Source organism: Mesobacillus zeae (assembly GCF_003570705.1).
Classification (GTDB): Bacteria; Bacillota; Bacilli; order Bacillales; family Cytobacillaceae; genus Mesobacillus_C; species Mesobacillus_C zeae.
This window is the reverse complement of record NZ_QWVT01000019.1, coordinates 76,395-91,511: the sequence shown is the minus strand read 5'-3', so window position 1 is coordinate 91,511 and position 15,117 is coordinate 76,395. Positions and strand designations below refer to the sequence as shown.

Sequence of the window (15,117 nt, the reverse complement as noted above, 5' to 3'; positions counted from 1 at the left end):
AACAATATGGCAAAAGGAATTTTAGACTATGAGATAGGCGATCAGGTTGAAGTATTTTTATTGATAAAAAGTTCGTCAAAGGGGATTGCAAGTAATGGGAAGCCATTTCTTACACTGATTCTGCAAGATCAAAGCGGGGATATTGAGGCTAAGCTTTGGGACGTTTCGGAAGGGGACGAAATAACCTATGGCGCCGAGAATATCGTAAAAGTGCTTGGGGATATCCAGAATTACAGGGGAAGGACACAGCTGAAAATCAGGCAGATCAGGCCGTCTTCCACAAGCGACGGTGTGCAACTGTCCGATTTCCTGGAAACTGCCCCTATTGGGCAGGATGAAATGTCTTCAAAGATTACCCAGTATATATTCGATATGAAAAACCCGAATATCCAGAGACTTACGAGGCACTTATTAAAAAAGCACCATCAGGCATTCCTGGAGTTTCCGGCAGCTACAAAGAACCATCATGAGTTTGTGTCTGGACTGGCTTATCATGTCGTTTCAATGCTCGACTTGGCGAAAGCCATCTCAGGGCTGTATCCGAGCCTTGATACTGACTTATTGTATGCTGGAGTCATTCTACATGACCTTGGAAAAGTAATCGAACTGTCCGGCCCTGTGGCTGCGTCCTACACGGTTGAAGGCAATCTGCTTGGCCACATTACAATTATGGTCACTGAGATTGGGAAGGCCGCAGAGGAATTGGACATTTCAGGTGAGGAGGTTGTCATCCTCCAGCACCTTGTTCTTTCGCACCATGGAAAGGCTGAATGGGGAAGCCCTAAGCCGCCAATGATTAAGGAAGCAGAAATTCTTCATTATATCGACAACCTCGATGCAAAAATGAACATGCTTGACCGTGCGCTTGCAAGAGTAAAGCCTGGCGAATTCTCCGAAAGGGTATTTGCCCTCGACAATCGTTCATTCTACAAGCCTGTCTTCCATAAATAAATAGCTTAAAAGAAAAAGAGAGAAGGCCGTTTTTTCGGCTTTCTCTTTTTCTTTTTAAAGTGGAAGGTTCAATACGGAAATTAATAAGAGAACTGAAATAAATACAGCTAGGAATTTTTTTATGTTTCAGGCTGAGAAAGAGCATTATGACTAACAGCGGAAGCAGCAAAAAATAAGCCGTATGGCAAATTCCACTTGTTTCTTACTCATTTAGTCACCTCAATGTTATCCTGATTATGGAAAGCAATGTCCTTCTAGAACAACACTACATTATAAATAATGGCATAGATATTGGAAATCGGCATATGTTTATAAAAAATGGACAACCATTAGGTCAGGAGGAAGAGGATGACAGTTCCAATTTGGGTGTTGGCAGTTGCTGCCGGCGTGGTGATCAGCGCTTTTATGGCCGTGAAGACGGGAAGAGAGGAAAGGATGCTTGAAACAGAGTGCATTGAACGTGAAGGGGAAGTTTACATGAAGCGCCTTGAGGATGAAAAGTCGAGGAAGGATCACCACTCAATAGAAGCATAAAAAGGGTTCCCAGCAGGGAACCCTTTTTTATATTGGATTAAGGAAGTATATGATTTTATACTTCGATAATTCCAGATTCAGCGTGTATTATTGTCCTGCAGGAGCTGTGCTCTTCGGGTTAAGGGCATCTTTGAGATCCTTGTCCTTAATTTTCACATCTGCAGCCTTGATTTCATCCTGGAGTGTCTTTTGCATTTTTGCTGGGTCTACTTTGGACATTTTGAGTTTGTACTCAAGATCGTCTTTCATTTCATTGTACGGTTTCTTCTCTTTCTTATCCGTCACTTTAATGATATGCCAGCCCATTTCGGTTTTCACAGGTTTGCTGATTTCGCCAACTTTAAGGCCATAGGCAGCTTTTTCGAATTCAGGCACCATTTTGCCGCTGCCGAAGTATCCGAGGTCGCCGCCATTTTGTGCGGAGCCAGGATCCTTGGAGTTTTCCTTGGCAAGGTCTTCGAACTTGGAACCAGAGTCAAGCTTCGCTTTCATGTCTTTCGCTGTCTTTTCATCTTCTACAAGTATGTGGCTTGCCTTGATTTCAGGCTTATATTCATCATAGCTTTTCTTTACTTCCGCTTCGGATACTTTTACATCCTTCAATGCGGCTTTTTCCATCAAGACTTGGTCTTTCAGGACTTTTTTCAGCTCTTTGTCATTTTTGATTTGGTTTTGCTGGAGGACGAGCTCATAGTTTGAGCCAAGTTCTGCTTTCAGCTCTTCAACTTTTTTATCGAGTTCTTTGTCAGTAACCTTGTATTTCTTTGAAAGGACCTTTTGATATACAAGCTCTTGCAGAGCCTGCTCGCCATACTTGTCCTTCATTGACTCGTACAATTCATCCTTTGTGATGTCTCCGGCATCGGATTTAACGACCACATCTGAAGATTGTCCGCCATTACATGCACTCAAAGTCAAAACCCCGGCTGCAATTCCCAGGGGAAGTATCCATTTCTTCATGCTGAACAACTCCTAACAGAAATTTCTAGTGATTATTCCAATTCCACATTTTTTACTATAACACAAAAACGGGGGAGTACAAAAAATTTTCGTTCATTTCTTTCCTGTGAAGGACCGTGCAAATGTCCAATCGTATAGGATGGGCAGGAAAAAAAGCTTTTTTAGGTGAATAGCCTATGCTCGGTGAAGCGTAGTTGAATAGGATATGTTATCAACCTGGGAAGGAGGTATCAGCATGGGAGCAGGTTTTGCTGCAGCCTTTGCTCTGATCGTCGTATTGTTCATTTTGTTGGTAATTGTAGGTGCAGCGTGCCTGTAGGTTAAACAGACGCTTTTAAATAGAAAGGAGGGTTTTTATGTCTGGAATTGGTCATTTCGGAGGAGGGTTTGCGTTACTCGTTGTCCTCTTCATTTTGCTTATTATCATTGGAACATCTTGGTGTTAGGAACCCCGCCTTAAGGGAAGCAAAAAGCGGTGAGGCTATCTCACCGCTTGCGTTTTGCAGCTATGCAAACAGGACCTCCATATAGGAAGATACCAGTAAAATCGTGACAAGGATATTGATTGTCCTAAACACCTTGGACTGTCGTTCTTCTGGTATTTCTTTTTGCACACAGAGGGAATCTGTCAGCCTGTTGATGTTATATAGGATGAATACAGCAAAAATAATGAACACGCCAAAAATGGAGATCATCCAGGAATCCCTCCCTATTCCAACATTTTATGTTTACTAGATTATCAAAAAAATTTCCAAAAAGATAGTTTTTTATTCCTGCGAAGGTTCATTGCACCTTTTTAAATAGAGGGAGTGAACTTAAAAAAGACTAACGGATTGAAAAGTATCCGAAAGTGGATTATCAATATAGGTTTATCCTGCTGAAAGCATCAGAATGCTGGAGTTCATCACAAACTGCTGTTTCTATGATTTCAGGGACAAGCCATCGGTTATACAAAATGCTTGTGGATAAATATTCACAGGCTGAGGTATCCATAATATTGGAAGTTTGTGAGTTTTTGAGCAAGAAGGTGCAAAAACAGAAAGCGGAGGGTTTTAAAAATTTTCATCCGCTTTATGAGGAATTCTATTTGGCCTTTATGCCGGGACTAAGATGCCAGGGAAGTGATTGGGGCACTCAGCAGGCAGGGGCTTTATGTACCGCTGATGGCTAAATTAAGAAAATTTGCTGTAAAGTCACACGACTTCAGATTCTACTTCTGCTTTTTTACGCAGCTTTCCTTCCTCTTCGGTAAATTTACTATCTATATTGCTGAACGATTTTTCAAAGATTTCCATGAAATCATCACCGTAAATATTCCGGACGATCGCCATCATTTCAATGATATCCGGGAATTTCCCATAAAGATCCTTAAGCGGCAGGGCACCGGAAAACACAGCGTTTTTATCCGGTTCGTAGCTTTCCATCAGCCCGAGGAGTATTTTTTCTCCCTGAGGTGTCAGTTGCACGTACGTATTCCGTTTGTCGCTTTCTTTCTTGGAGAACTTCAAATATCCTCGCTCTTCAAGCTTTTTCGAAAAATTAAATGCAGTTGAAACATGCATAACACCGAATTTGGCAACATCAGAAATCGAGGCCCCGTTAAGGTGATAGGCAATCCAAAGAATGTGGTGCTCATTGATATTAAGATCAAACGGCTTTATCCATTGCTGCCAATCCTTTTCAATCGACTTCCAAAGTGCTTTGCTTAGCTGCGCGATTCTTTGGCTGAAAAGCATTGCTTCTTTCATTGAATAGTTTTTGTTTGTCATCCCCATTGTCACCTACTTTATTGTTTCTATTAACATTATGCCAATAAAACAAAAAATAATAAAGCTAAATTTACAAAATTTTTAGAAATCAACTTATTTATTTTTAATATGGTGGTCCGGGAGGCAAATTTTATATGTTGTTTTGTCTACAATCCTTTCAATAATATTTGTTCGCCATAGAATAGAAAACTCCTCCTTTCTGCCGGCACCCGGAATAAAGGAGGAGAATCCTTCGTTACTGTTTTGCCGGAGGAGCGAGTTCAGATTCGAGGTCTTGAATGGTTTGCTCAATTTCTTTGATGTCTTTTTGCAGCTCGGCCTTATTGCTATCAGTATTCAATTTCCATTCATAGACGGAAAGCTTGACATCATGCAGGAATGTCTCCAGACTGGTTTTGCCCTCTTTTGAAAGGGTTGAAATGCTTTGTTTCATTTCCAGCAGGCTGTCCTTTACATCGGAAAGCTGCTTCATTACTTCATCTTTATTTGCACTTAGTTTTTGGCGGGTTTCTTTGCCTGATGCTGGTGCCGTAAGCAGCGTAGCAACTGCGGCTGCGGTCCCGCCTGCAATTATGCCTAGTACAAGGGATTTTGCCTTCATTATTATCACCTCTAAATCCTTTTATCATTATTTTCTCCATAATGTGAATAAAACCTTTTTTTTTCTACTCCCGAAAAGCCTATTGTTCGTATACCTTATTTATTTTCCTAATATACATGAAATAAACCGGATGAGTAAGATTAGCCTGTGAAAAGCTCCGGTAACTATTGTCTTCCTGCTGTGGCCAGGAGAGAAGGGGGGCAGGGATGGGGAATTTTACAGCCTTCATTTTTTTAATCAGCATCGGTTGCTTTGCAGGTATGCTTCACCAAGTGCTTGCTGCAGGAAAGCCGGGTATTTACCCGCCAAAACGGCTCCTTAAGAAGAGGGCCGGTTCCCTTGGGATGGGAGGCGCCATTTTTTTGTTCCTAGGCGCATTACTGTCCTTGCTGAATTAAAAAGAATGGGAGCGAAAAAAAATAACCCGCATTGTCTGCGGGTTATTTGTATATGTTTGTTTATTTGAGTTCCACCAGCTTCGTCTTTTTTAAAACACCCGAAGCAATAGGGAAAAGAAAGATCATGAAAATGGTATTGAACAAGGCGGCAGGCAGGACCGCTCCGGCAAAGAGGCCGGCAAATGCGCCCGGAAGCCCAACGATATAGTAAGCGGCTGCTAAAAATACGGTTCCCGACACGATTGTTCCAACTGCAGTCAATGCAGCAGTATATGCGGCGGAACCACGGTGCTTTTTAAAGATGAGCATCAGACTGTAAAAAACATATGCAGTCACTAGTTTATCAATGATGTTTGGTAACAGCCCGCCTGGAAAAGTAGATGTCAGCCCTGATAGTACACCAGTTACTGCAGCAGCCAGAAATACACTCTTCTTTTCGGGGAAAATAACAATTCCCAGGAACATCATGGTCAGCATCATGTCCGGCTTCATTCCCAGGATCAATCCGGGGACAATGGTGTGCAGTACAGCACCCATCCCAATAAGCAGCGACAGCACAACTAAATTTTTCGTATTCAATTCTCATCTCTCCTCGTCTCATCTCATCTCATCTCGCTCTTTCACTTCTCCTGCAGTGCTTCTGTGCCTGCAGCGAAAAGCTTGCTATCAGTATAGCATATTATCAAAAGTGGTGAATTGTTATTTTTCTGTTGATTATCGCTTGCTGAATTCTTTCATGAACTGTGCCAGCTGTTCCACATGCTCAAGCGGCACGGCGTTATAAATCGAGGCGCGGCAGCCTCCGACCGAGCGGTGGCCGGCAAGTCCGGTGAATCCCCGGGCTTTCGCTTCTTCGAGGAATACCTTGGTTGTTTCCTCTGTATCAAGTGTAAAGGTGACATTCATCATGGATCTGCTGCCATGATCTGCGTGACCGTGGTAAAAGCCGTCGCTCTCATCGATGGCGCTATATAGAATGCCTGCTTTTTCTTGATTTATTTTTTCCAACGATTTGACTCCGCCCAGTGACTCTGCCCATTCGAGAACGAGTTTCAATAAGTAAACCGCAAGTGTTGGCGGGGTATTGTAAAGCGATGCACTGCCTGCTTGTGTCCGGTAGTCAAGCATGGTCGGAAGTGAATCTTTCGACCGTGCAAGCAAATCTTTCTTGATGACGACGACAGTAACCCCGGATGGACCCAGATTTTTTTGGGCACCTGCATAAATAAGGCCGTAATTGCTTATTTCAAGCGGCCTGCTCATGATATCACTCGACATATCGGCGACAAGCGGCAAATCCAATCCGGCAGGAATATCATGCCACTGCGTTCCATAAATGGTGTTGTTGGTGGTGATGTGCAGATATGAACCTTCTGTAAGCGGCTTGATGTTGGACAAGCTGGGAATCGTTTTGTATTGGTTTTCTTTTCCGGAAGCTGCAATTTCAGCTTTGCCAAGCTTTTTGGCTTCCTTAAGGGCCTTCTCCGACCAGGAACCTGTCAGGACATAATATGCGGTCTTTCCTTCTTCCATCAGGTTCATCGGGACCATTGTGAATTGGAGGCTCGCCCCTCCTTGAAGGAACAGTACTTCATAATCCTCGGGAATGCTCAGTAATTTCCTGAACATCTGTTGTGCCGTATTATTGATATATTCGTATTCTTTGCTGCGGTGGCTCATTTCCATGACGGCCATTCCGGTATCACCGTATTCCAGCCATTCTTTTTCAGCTCTTTTCAAGACAGCCTCAGGCAGGGCAGCAGGCCCCGCGTTAAAATTCAATGCTCGTTTCATTCTTCAATCCCCCTGGTTCCCCATATCGCTGTAATGCAGTAATTGGATAAAATATTAATATCATGCTATCAGATTATTAACCGGATTTCTATTTATTCTGAAAAATAATCGTAAAAAAACTTCCGCTAAATGCAGAAGTCAGAGATTTTCAGCAATATCTGATGCGATTTTCTTTAAATCTTCCCCGGTGTAGGAATGGTTGTCCGCTTTCCAAACAGCCCCAAAGCCATCACCCTTGCCATAGCGCGGGATCAGGTGCATATGGAAATGGAACACAGATTGGCCTGCAAGCTCTCCGTTGTTGTTCAGGAGGTTGAGCCCGGCCGGTTCATAGGCGGTCTTGATTGCGTTGGCGATCTTCGGAACCCGCTTGAACAGGTTCTGGGAAATTTCGTCGTCAAGTTCATATAAATTTTCTTTATGTACTTTCGGGATGACGAGCGTGTGGCCCTTTGTCACCTGGCTGATGTCTAGGAACGCAATGACATGTTCATCTTCGTATACTTTAGCCGCTGGAATCTCGCCATTGATAATCTTGCAGAAAATGCAGTCTCCCATTATTACCATCCTTTCGGCAAATCCGTTTCTGGTATTTTATCACAAAAACAGGAAGGATTAAAAGGGAGGGAAGGAGTCAATCAATATATCCTAATAGCCCTGCGTGATTTAAAAAAATTTATTATCGATTTATCCCTTTTTATTTTTGCAAATAGCTGTTTTCTTTTTTCCTTGATTTATTATCCTGGATTCTTATGAAATTCCGCATAACGGAAAGGGACAGGATCGTAGAGTCCTGTCCCTGAAGGGGAACTTTGCTTTTGCTCTTATGCGTTCACAGCAGGTATGCCTTTGATAAACACCTCATTTTCTACAAAATGGATGATTTTTCAAAAGGACAATTATTCAATCGGACCATCTCCTATTCATCTTTATATGTTTCACAACTTATAAAGCGGATGATAGTCTTGGACAAGCACCTCATTTCGATTGGTGGAGTGCTGTTCTGAACGGCTCGATGCACTATAACAGTATACAGCGCATCAAACCACCTGTAGGAGCGTTTGAAGCTTCTGGGCAAATCGAATTAATTGTCTTTAACAGACACCTCATTCCGATTGGTAAGCTGTTTCCCCTTCAAAGATTAGATTGCCCAGCCTCAAATTTTTTATTACTTCTTTTTAAGTTTTCTTTCATCACCAATTCAGTGGGTACTCCTGTCAATATTGGGTTCGTTTTGCTAAAATAAAAGCATAAATCAGCTTGGAAGGACGTTGCCCATGGCTTTATTGGAAATAAAAAATATCACTGGCGGCTACACAAGGAACCCTGTCCTAAAGGATGTCTCATTTGATGTGAATGAAAATGAAATGGTCGGTTTAATTGGTCTGAATGGTGCTGGCAAAAGTACAACCATCAAGCATGTCATTGGCCTGATGGAACCACACAAGGGAGAAATCATGATTGGCGGGCAGACCTTCAGCGGGGATCGGGAGAAGTATCGAAAACAGTTCACATTTGTTCCTGAAACTCCTATCCTTTATGAAGAGCTGACTTTGGAAGAGCATTTGAGAATCACAGCAATGGCTTATGGCCTTGAAGAGTCGGTTTACAAGGAAAGAGTGGAAAAGCTGCTTGAAGAATTCAGGATGAAGAAAAGGCTGAAATGGTTTCCAGCGCATTTTTCAAAAGGGATGAAGCAAAAGGTTATGATCATGTGTGCTTTTCTTGTCCAGCCTTCGCTTTATATTGTCGATGAGCCTTTTGTAGGTCTTGACCCGCTTGGCATCCAGTCGCTGCTTGACCTTATGGATAAGATGAAGGAAAGTGGAGCAGGTATTTTAATGTCCACGCATATACTTGCGACCGCTGAGCGCTACTGCGACCGTTTTGTCATTCTCCATGAAGGAAAGGTGCGGGCAAAAGGTACACTTGAAGAGCTAAGAGAGCAATTTTCCATGCCTGGCGCCACACTAGACGACCTTTATATCCAGCTGACAAAGGAAGAAGACCATGTTTAATGCCGATGCATTATGGAAGGAAAGATTTGGACAATTCATCAAGGAAACGGGGCGCTATCTCCGCTACATATTTAATGGTCATCTGGTCATTGTGTTCCTGTTCCTGATTGGTACGGCCGGTTTCTATTACCAGGAATGGGTCAAAACGCTTGAGCAAGGGTTCCCTGGTGCTTTGATTATGGCCGTCGTCCTTTCCGTTGTCATTACGTATAGTCCCATCCATACTTTTTTGACTGAAGCGGATAAAATCTTTTTGCTTCCGCTTGAAACAAAGCTTGGAACGTATTTTAAAAAGTCCGGCATCTTTAGCTTTTTTCTTCAGATTTACCTGCTCGTCGTTCTGCTGGCGGTCGCAATGCCAATGTATGTCCAGACTGAAAAAGGCAGTTTTCGTTCCTATTTTATCTTCCTGATTGCACTTGCTGTCCTGAAAGCGATAAATCTGATGGTCCGTTGGAGAGTGCAATATTTTATTGAGCCAGGCATCCACAAAGGGGATTCCTTCGTCAGGTATTTTGTCAATCTCGTGTTCATGTTTTTGCTGTTTTCCGGTGCGAGCGCCGTGATTGTCGTGTTACCCGCGGTTATTCTGATCCTTCTTTATATGTATTACAGCTCGCAGTCGAAGGATAAAGGCCTGAAATGGGAATTCTTGATTGAGCATGAAGAAAAGCGGATGTCCGCATTTTACCGTCTGGCCAATTTATTTACAGACGTACCGCAGCTGAAAAACAAAGTGAAGCGAAGAAAGTGGCTTGATTGGGTTCTTTCAGGTCTGCCATACAGGCAGGACAAAGTCTATACACATATTTATGGGAAAACGTTTTTCCGGTCTGGCGATTATTTTGGCCTTTTTACAAGACTGACATTGATCGGTGCGGTTGCCCTTTATTATTTAACATATGGGCCAGGACAGATGATTCTCGCTTTGCTGTTTTTATATTTGACTGGTTTTCAGCTCCAGCCGTTATGGAGCCACCACGAAAACAAGCTTTGGATGCAGCTTTATCCTGTTGACCATAGACAAAGGGAACAATCGTTCAGCGCGTTTTTTACCGGGGTACTATTCCTTCAGACTGCAGTCTTTGCAGCTGTGCTCATACTCAAACAGCAATATAACAGCGCACTTCTTACAGCCTTAGCGGGGCTGCTGTTTTCTCTTTATTTCGTCCGTATCTACAGCAAAAAGAGAAGGAATATATAATAAACACCTCCGGGTTTCCGGAGGTGTTTGTTATTATGCCAGTGTGTTGCGTACCGCTGGCTCTTCTGTTTTCGGTGAATGGAAATTCAACGCTGCTGTCCCAAGCGTCTTTGCTGCAATCAGCATTGCGTTTTCGTCAAAATCGAATTTAGGGTGATGGTGTGGATATACCTCGGCAGTTCCCGGTGTCTTGGCGCCGGTAAAGAAAAATGTTCCTTTCACATGCTTCAGATAATGGGCAAAATCTTCTCCGCCCATTTGCAGTTCTGATTCTTCCACTTTCTTAACCTCTGGCACTTGCGAAGCGCACTCAATCAGGAATGTTGTTTCTTCAGGATGGTTGACTACCGCTGGATAGCCTTTAATAAAGCTGTATTCATATGTACAGCCAGATGTGAGGCAAGAGCCCTGGATTATCTTTTCAATTTCGTCTGCTATCAATTGGCGGGTGCCATCACCGAACGTCCTTACTGTCCCGATGAGTTTGGCCTTGTCGGCTATCACATTGAATGCATTGTCTGCGACAAACGATCCAACAGTCACAACAGCAGGCTCTACCGGATTGACCCTTCGGCTGACAATTTGCTGCAGGTTCATGACAAGCTGTGAAGCTGCCACGATGGCGTCCTTCGTCCTATGGGGCTGTGCGCCGTGACCGCCTTTACCTTGAATCGTTACTTCAAAGCGGTCCGCAGCGGCCATGATCGGGCCGATTCTGTATTGAATAGTGCCAGTCGGTTCGGTAGCCCATAGATGTGTACCAAAAATGGCATCCACTCCTTCAAGACAGCCAGCTTCTATCATGGAAATAGCACCACCGGGAGCGTATTCCTCGGCATGCTGGTGAATCATGATATATGTGCCGTGAAGGTTTTCTTTCATCCCGTAGAGGGCTTTTGCAAGGACAAGGAGCAGAGCTGTATGTCCGTCATGCCCGCACGCATGCATAACTCCGGGAATCCGGGAGCGATAGGGCACATCCTTTTCATCCTGGATGGGGAGCGCGTCAAAGTCAGCTCTTAGCGCAACCGTCCTGCCGGGCTTTCCGCCGATTATCCTGGCGATAACGCCATTCCCGCCAACATCGCTTTGCACTTTTAAGCCAAGCTTTTCATAATAGTCTTTAATGAAGCGGGCAGTATTTGTCTCCTTGAAAGACAGCTCAGGATGCTGATGGAGAAATCGCCTGATTTCCACCATCTCATTAAAGTAAGTATCCAGGCGATTAAAGAGGAATTCTTTCAATTAAAACCACCTCTTTCTGAAAATTTAGAATGTTTTTAGCAATTATAACATTACTCTTCTGTTTTGATCGCGAATTTTAATATGATAATGTTTATAAACTGGCGGGGAATGATAAAGAAAGAGGGGAGGGCAGTTAATTATGAGAATTTATAAAAATCGCGTAGGCTGGACAATCATCGCGCTGGCTGTTTATCTTTATTTTTCATACGCTATCTCAAGGGGGTTGCCTTCGACAGGATTGCTTTGGATGAAATTATGGCATGGCAGGCCGAGACCTGAGTTCGAGTATTTGGTAGAAGTAAAGACGTCGAGCTATCCAAGCGACCATGCAATGGCAGGACTCATTATGTTTATGATGGCCTTCTATTTTATTAAAAGGCCGATGGAAGCCACATTTTCCAAACGGGCAGGGATATTGGCTACTGCTGTTCTTATCCTGCTGCTCGGGATAAGCCGCATTGCATTGAATGTTCACTTTCCATCCAATGTAGCCGGTGGATATGCCGCAGGTTTCATTTGGTCAATTCTCTGGATCTATCTATATGAAAAAATAAAGGACAGGCGGCCCGCTCATAGCTGATACATATGATTAACCATTTTGTATTGAATTAAGAAAACAGGGTGTTGATAGACTTCATAATCTTTGGCATGGATGAACCAAATGTTTAATAGGAGACATCGAGATGACTGAAGCAAAAAAACTGCACCTCCAATTGTTAGATGTGTGTCTAACAATTGGGGTGCAGTTCAATTCGGCAGCCTGCTTTTTGAATCATTAATCCTGATCACCCTGAACGGTGTGGTGTTTAGAGACATATGAGGGTCCGGAAAAGATGGATGGCTTGGCGTCAATTCCTTCTTCCGTTCCGCTTTTTTTATGGCCGTGTTTGTACGCCTGGGAGTCTTGCCATTTTTCAAAAGAGGGCTCACTGTCCCATAGTGTCAGGATGACGTAAGTATTAGAGGATAATGGGCGCAAGACCCGGATGGCGACGAAACCAGGCTCTTTCTCGATCATCCTTGGACGGTTGAGGAAGCGATATTCGAACAACGGCCTGCCTTCATCGTTGACAGGAATATTGTTTAAGACAGCAAATCCGGCTCCATCAAATGTTCCTGCGGTATCAATTACCTCATATTTTCTTGGTTCGTTGAACACTGTCTTTCCTTCTGTTTCATGGAGAATAGAAGCTCCTTCGCCGCTCGACAGGAGAAGCATCTTTTCCGAAGGATATCTGTCCTTCATTTTTTGCAGGAAATCAAAAGTGCCTGCAGTAATGAACATATTCAAAAGAATCACCTCATCTTTTTGGTTCCTCCATTATACCCTTAACCTCCGTTGTTGGAACATTTCAAGATGTCTCTGACAAATAAATACAGTAAAATGGACGGTTAAATAAAAAACGTCATTTTTGTGACATTTGAGCGGTCTGCTATGAAACTTGAAGTTAAAAAGGCTATAGTGTATATAGCCGAGACTAGGTATTTTTAATGGGATATTATTTATATTACAATAGAAGGCAGACACGAACGAAAGGTGGAGCTTTATCAATGTCGAAAGTGATAAATGATACATTTTTGAAAGCAGCAAGGGGAGAAAAGACAGGGCATACACCGGTATGGTATATGCGCCAGGCAGGCCGCTCCCAGCCGGAGTACCGTAAAATCAAGGAGAAATACTCCCTTTTTGAAATTACCCATCAGCCGGAGCTTTGCGCCTATGTAACAAGGCTTCCGGTCGAACAATACAATGTCGATGCGGCTATCCTTTATAAAGATATAATGACCCCGCTTCCTGCGCTTGGTGTTGATGTCGAAATCAAATCAGGAATTGGCCCGGTTATCTCCAATCCTGTCCGTTCTCTAGCCGACGTGGAAAAGCTTGGAGAAATTCATCCTGAAAATGATATCCCGTATGTCCTTGATACGATCAAGCTTTTAACAGAGGAGCAGCTGTCGGTTCCTTTGATTGGATTTTCCGGCGCTCCATTTACACTTGCAAGCTACATGATCGAGGGAGGCCCTTCAAAGAACTACAATAAAACAAAAGCCTTTATGTATGCAGAGCCTAAAGCATGGTTTGCTCTGATGGACAAGCTTGGAGACATGATTATTACATACGTGAAATCACAGATTAAAGCGGGTGCGAAAGCCATCCAAATCTTTGACTCATGGGTCGGTGCACTAAACGTCAACGATTACAGGCATTACATCAAGCCTATAATGAACAGGATTTTCACGGAACTTAAGGAAGAGAATGTTCCGCTCATCATGTTTGGTGTTGGAGCGAGCCACCTTGCCCGCGAGTGGAACGATCTCCCGCTTGATGTGGTCGGCCTTGACTGGCGTTTAGAAATCAGCGAAGCGAGACAAATGGGTATTCATAAAACGGTCCAGGGAAACCTCGATCCAGCAATCCTCCTTGCTCCTTGGGAAGTGATTGAAGAGAGAGCGAGAGCTATCATCGATCAGGGGATCGAACAGCCTGGCCACATTTTCAATCTTGGGCACGGCGTATTTCCGTCCGTCAACCCTGATACACTGAAAAGACTTGCTTCCTTTATCCATGAATATTCCGCTTCCAGGCTTGGTCGGTAAATATAGAAACGAATATTCAAATTGGCATATTGTCCTGTTTTTTGCGAGAATATAGAAAGCAAATCCAGTGCAAAACGATGGTATAAAGAGGTGCAATCATGGCAAAGAAAAAGAGAGGCCTGCTCGTTATGGCCTATGGTACTCCATATAAAGAAGAAGATATTGAAAGATACTATACCCATATCAGGCGCGGAAGAAAACCTTCTCCCGAAATGCTTGAAGACTTGACACAAAGATACGAAGCAATCGGAGGTATTTCACCGCTTGCCAGGATTACAATTGAGCAGGCTGAAAAGCTCGAAGCCCATCTAAATAGCATCCAGGATGAGTACGAGTTTAAAATGTATCTTGGACTCAAGCACATCGAGCCTTTTGTAGAAGACGCTGTAAAAGCGATGCATGAAGATGGAATTGAAGATGCCATAAGTATTGTGCTCGCTCCGCATTTCTCGACATTCAGCGTTAAATCATATAACGGAAGGGCAAAGGAAGAAGCCGGTAAGCTTGGCGGCCCTAACATTATATCGGTTGAAAGCTGGTACGATGAGCCGAAGTTCATCAAGTACTGGGGAGACAGGGTGAGGGAAACCTGTAATCACATGCCTGAAGCTGAAAGGCAAGAAGCCATGCTGATTGTCTCGGCGCACAGCCTTCCGGAAAAGATTCTTCAAATGGGTGATCCTTATCCGCAGCAATTGAAGGAAACAGCCCGACTAATTGCTGAGGCAGCCGGGGTTGATCAGTATGAAGTTGGGTGGCAAAGTGCAGGGAACACTCCTGACCCGTGGCTTGGCCCTGATGTTCAGGACTTAACACAACAATTGTTTGAAACTCATGGCTGCAAAGCATTTGTTTATGTGCCGGCCGGTTTTGTCTCAGACCATCTCGAGGTCCTCTATGATAATGATTATGAATGCAAAACCGTTACTGACAAAGTGGGGGCTTCCTACTACCGCCCTGAAATGCCGAACGCACAGCCAGAATTTATTGATGCGATGGCTGAAGTTATCTTGAAAAAGCTGTCGCTTAAAGGTTAATCACAAAG

General features: G+C 43.5%; 20 protein-coding genes. 11 read left to right on the top strand and 9 right to left on the bottom strand.

The window, feature by feature from the left end; genetic code table 11:
• The first annotated feature begins 6 nt into the window (after positions 1-6).
• Both yhaM and D1970_RS12120 read left to right on the top strand, forming a co-directional pair.
• Entirely contained in the window at positions 7-951 is a 945-nt protein-coding gene (yhaM, locus tag D1970_RS12125) for a 3'-5' exoribonuclease YhaM (RefSeq protein WP_119113133.1), read from the top strand.
• A gap of 348 nt (positions 952-1,299) precedes the next feature.
• Complete coding sequence (locus D1970_RS12120; protein ID WP_119113132.1) at positions 1,300-1,485, top strand: sporulation YhaL family protein; 186 nt, start codon at positions 1,300-1,302, stop codon at positions 1,483-1,485.
• Between the two features lie 87 nt (positions 1,486-1,572).
• On the opposite strand, the gene D1970_RS12115 is transcribed toward D1970_RS12120, so the two are convergent.
• Entirely contained in the window at positions 1,573-2,445 is an 873-nt protein-coding gene (locus tag D1970_RS12115) for a peptidylprolyl isomerase (RefSeq protein WP_119113131.1), read from the bottom strand.
• A gap of 235 nt (positions 2,446-2,680) precedes the next feature.
• Here D1970_RS12115 and D1970_RS12110 point away from each other — a divergent pair, with 235 nt between their 5' ends.
• Together D1970_RS12110 and D1970_RS12105 are read left to right on the top strand one after the other, a co-directional pair.
• Entirely contained in the window at positions 2,681-2,764 is an 84-nt protein-coding gene (locus tag D1970_RS12110; RefSeq protein ID WP_119113130.1) for a YjcZ family sporulation protein, read from the top strand.
• Positions 2,765-2,801: 37 nt separating this feature from the next.
• A complete protein-coding gene (locus tag D1970_RS12105) occupies positions 2,802-2,891 on the top strand; it encodes a YjcZ family sporulation protein (RefSeq protein ID WP_119113129.1) in 90 nt (29 codons plus the stop codon).
• A 60-nt stretch (positions 2,892-2,951) separates the two neighbouring features.
• Here the strand turns inward: D1970_RS12105 and D1970_RS12100 are convergent, their stop codons facing one another.
• Entirely contained in the window at positions 2,952-3,131 is a 180-nt protein-coding gene (locus D1970_RS12100) for a hypothetical protein (protein WP_119113214.1), read from the bottom strand.
• A gap of 236 nt (positions 3,132-3,367) precedes the next feature.
• Between D1970_RS12100 and D1970_RS23415 the strand changes: the two genes are divergently transcribed.
• Positions 3,368-3,616, top strand: coding sequence for a DUF1878 family protein (locus D1970_RS23415; protein WP_119113128.1), 249 nt, complete (start codon positions 3,368-3,370; stop codon positions 3,614-3,616).
• 22 nt (positions 3,617-3,638) lie between these two features.
• Here the strand turns inward: D1970_RS23415 and D1970_RS12090 are convergent, their stop codons facing one another.
• Positions 3,639-4,214 (bottom strand): HTH-type transcriptional regulator Hpr, encoded by a 576-nt coding sequence (locus tag D1970_RS12090; protein WP_119113127.1) that lies wholly within the window; start codon positions 4,212-4,214, stop codon positions 3,639-3,641.
• 235 nt (positions 4,215-4,449) lie between these two features.
• Positions 4,450-4,815 carry a YtxH domain-containing protein gene (locus tag D1970_RS12085; RefSeq protein ID WP_119113126.1) on the bottom strand — a complete coding sequence of 122 codons (366 nt, stop codon included), beginning with the start codon at positions 4,813-4,815 and terminating at the stop codon, positions 4,450-4,452.
• Positions 4,816-5,021: 206 nt separating this feature from the next.
• Here D1970_RS12085 and yhzF point away from each other — a divergent pair, with 206 nt between their 5' ends.
• Complete coding sequence (yhzF, locus tag D1970_RS12080; protein WP_119113125.1) at positions 5,022-5,213, top strand: membrane protein YhzF; 192 nt, start codon at positions 5,022-5,024, stop codon at positions 5,211-5,213.
• Positions 5,214-5,273: 60 nt separating this feature from the next.
• Here the strand turns inward: yhzF and D1970_RS12075 are convergent, their stop codons facing one another.
• From D1970_RS12075 to D1970_RS12065, 3 genes are all read right to left on the bottom strand, one after another.
• Positions 5,274-5,792, bottom strand: a complete 519-nt coding sequence (locus tag D1970_RS12075) for a tryptophan transporter (RefSeq protein WP_119113124.1) — start codon at positions 5,790-5,792, stop codon at positions 5,274-5,276.
• A 135-nt stretch (positions 5,793-5,927) separates the two neighbouring features.
• Positions 5,928-7,007, bottom strand: a complete 1,080-nt coding sequence (serC, locus tag D1970_RS12070; RefSeq protein ID WP_119113123.1) for a 3-phosphoserine/phosphohydroxythreonine transaminase — start codon at positions 7,005-7,007, stop codon at positions 5,928-5,930.
• A gap of 138 nt (positions 7,008-7,145) precedes the next feature.
• Positions 7,146-7,565 (bottom strand): HIT family protein, encoded by a 420-nt coding sequence (locus D1970_RS12065; protein ID WP_119113122.1) that lies wholly within the window; start codon positions 7,563-7,565, stop codon positions 7,146-7,148.
• 719 nt (positions 7,566-8,284) lie between these two features.
• On the opposite strand from D1970_RS12065, the gene D1970_RS12060 reads away from it, so the two are divergent.
• Positions 8,285-9,025: an ABC transporter ATP-binding protein gene (locus tag D1970_RS12060; protein ID WP_119113121.1), complete on the top strand. Its 741-nt coding sequence runs from the start codon at positions 8,285-8,287 to the stop codon at positions 9,023-9,025.
• A complete protein-coding gene (locus D1970_RS12055) occupies positions 9,018-10,229 on the top strand; it encodes an ABC transporter permease (protein WP_119113120.1) in 1,212 nt (403 codons plus the stop codon). Before D1970_RS12060 ends, D1970_RS12055 begins: the two co-directional genes overlap by 8 nt.
• Before the next feature lie 33 nt (positions 10,230-10,262).
• Here the strand turns inward: D1970_RS12055 and D1970_RS12050 are convergent, their stop codons facing one another.
• Positions 10,263-11,474: an amidohydrolase gene (locus tag D1970_RS12050; protein WP_119113119.1), complete on the bottom strand. Its 1,212-nt coding sequence runs from the start codon at positions 11,472-11,474 to the stop codon at positions 10,263-10,265.
• Positions 11,475-11,613: 139 nt separating this feature from the next.
• Here D1970_RS12050 and D1970_RS12045 point away from each other — a divergent pair, with 139 nt between their 5' ends.
• Entirely contained in the window at positions 11,614-12,054 is a 441-nt protein-coding gene (locus tag D1970_RS12045) for a phosphatase PAP2 family protein (protein ID WP_119113118.1), read from the top strand.
• A gap of 195 nt (positions 12,055-12,249) precedes the next feature.
• On the opposite strand, the gene D1970_RS12040 is transcribed toward D1970_RS12045, so the two are convergent.
• Complete coding sequence (locus tag D1970_RS12040) at positions 12,250-12,765, bottom strand: antibiotic biosynthesis monooxygenase family protein (protein ID WP_119113213.1); 516 nt, start codon at positions 12,763-12,765, stop codon at positions 12,250-12,252.
• A 260-nt stretch (positions 12,766-13,025) separates the two neighbouring features.
• Here D1970_RS12040 and hemE point away from each other — a divergent pair, with 260 nt between their 5' ends.
• On the top strand, positions 13,026-14,072 hold the full coding sequence (gene hemE, locus D1970_RS12035; RefSeq protein WP_119113117.1) for a uroporphyrinogen decarboxylase: 1,047 nt from the start codon (positions 13,026-13,028) through the stop codon (positions 14,070-14,072).
• A gap of 98 nt (positions 14,073-14,170) precedes the next feature.
• Complete coding sequence (gene hemH, locus D1970_RS12030; RefSeq protein WP_119113116.1) at positions 14,171-15,109, top strand: ferrochelatase; 939 nt, start codon at positions 14,171-14,173, stop codon at positions 15,107-15,109.
• The last annotated feature ends 8 nt before the right edge of the window (positions 15,110-15,117 follow it).

Bases quoted from the DNA above. Each gene is read 5' to 3' on its own strand.
- yhaM (WP_119113133.1), top strand. From the start codon at position 7: ATGGCAAAAGGAATTTTAGACTATGAGATAGGCGATCAGGTTGAAGTA.
- D1970_RS12120 (WP_119113132.1), top strand. From the start codon at position 1,300: ATGACAGTTCCAATTTGGGTGTTGGCAGTTGCTGCCGGCGTGGTGATC.
- D1970_RS12115 (WP_119113131.1), bottom strand. From the start codon at position 2,445: ATGAAGAAATGGATACTTCCCCTGGGAATTGCAGCCGGGGTTTTGACT.
- D1970_RS12110 (WP_119113130.1), top strand. From the start codon at position 2,681: ATGGGAGCAGGTTTTGCTGCAGCCTTTGCTCTGATCGTCGTATTGTTC.
- D1970_RS12105 (WP_119113129.1), top strand. From the start codon at position 2,802: ATGTCTGGAATTGGTCATTTCGGAGGAGGGTTTGCGTTACTCGTTGTC.
- D1970_RS23415 (WP_119113128.1), top strand. From the start codon at position 3,368: ATGATTTCAGGGACAAGCCATCGGTTATACAAAATGCTTGTGGATAAA.
- D1970_RS12090 (WP_119113127.1), bottom strand. From the start codon at position 4,214: ATGACAAACAAAAACTATTCAATGAAAGAAGCAATGCTTTTCAGCCAA.
- D1970_RS12085 (WP_119113126.1), bottom strand. From the start codon at position 4,815: ATGAAGGCAAAATCCCTTGTACTAGGCATAATTGCAGGCGGGACCGCA.
- yhzF (WP_119113125.1), top strand. From the start codon at position 5,022: ATGGGGAATTTTACAGCCTTCATTTTTTTAATCAGCATCGGTTGCTTT.
- serC (WP_119113123.1), bottom strand. From the start codon at position 7,007: ATGAAACGAGCATTGAATTTTAACGCGGGGCCTGCTGCCCTGCCTGAG.
- D1970_RS12065 (WP_119113122.1), bottom strand. From the start codon at position 7,565: ATGGGAGACTGCATTTTCTGCAAGATTATCAATGGCGAGATTCCAGCG.
- D1970_RS12060 (WP_119113121.1), top strand. From the start codon at position 8,285: ATGGCTTTATTGGAAATAAAAAATATCACTGGCGGCTACACAAGGAAC.
- D1970_RS12055 (WP_119113120.1), top strand. From the start codon at position 9,018: ATGTTTAATGCCGATGCATTATGGAAGGAAAGATTTGGACAATTCATC.
- D1970_RS12045 (WP_119113118.1), top strand. From the start codon at position 11,614: ATGAGAATTTATAAAAATCGCGTAGGCTGGACAATCATCGCGCTGGCT.
- hemE (WP_119113117.1), top strand. From the start codon at position 13,026: ATGTCGAAAGTGATAAATGATACATTTTTGAAAGCAGCAAGGGGAGAA.
- hemH (WP_119113116.1), top strand. From the start codon at position 14,171: ATGGCAAAGAAAAAGAGAGGCCTGCTCGTTATGGCCTATGGTACTCCA.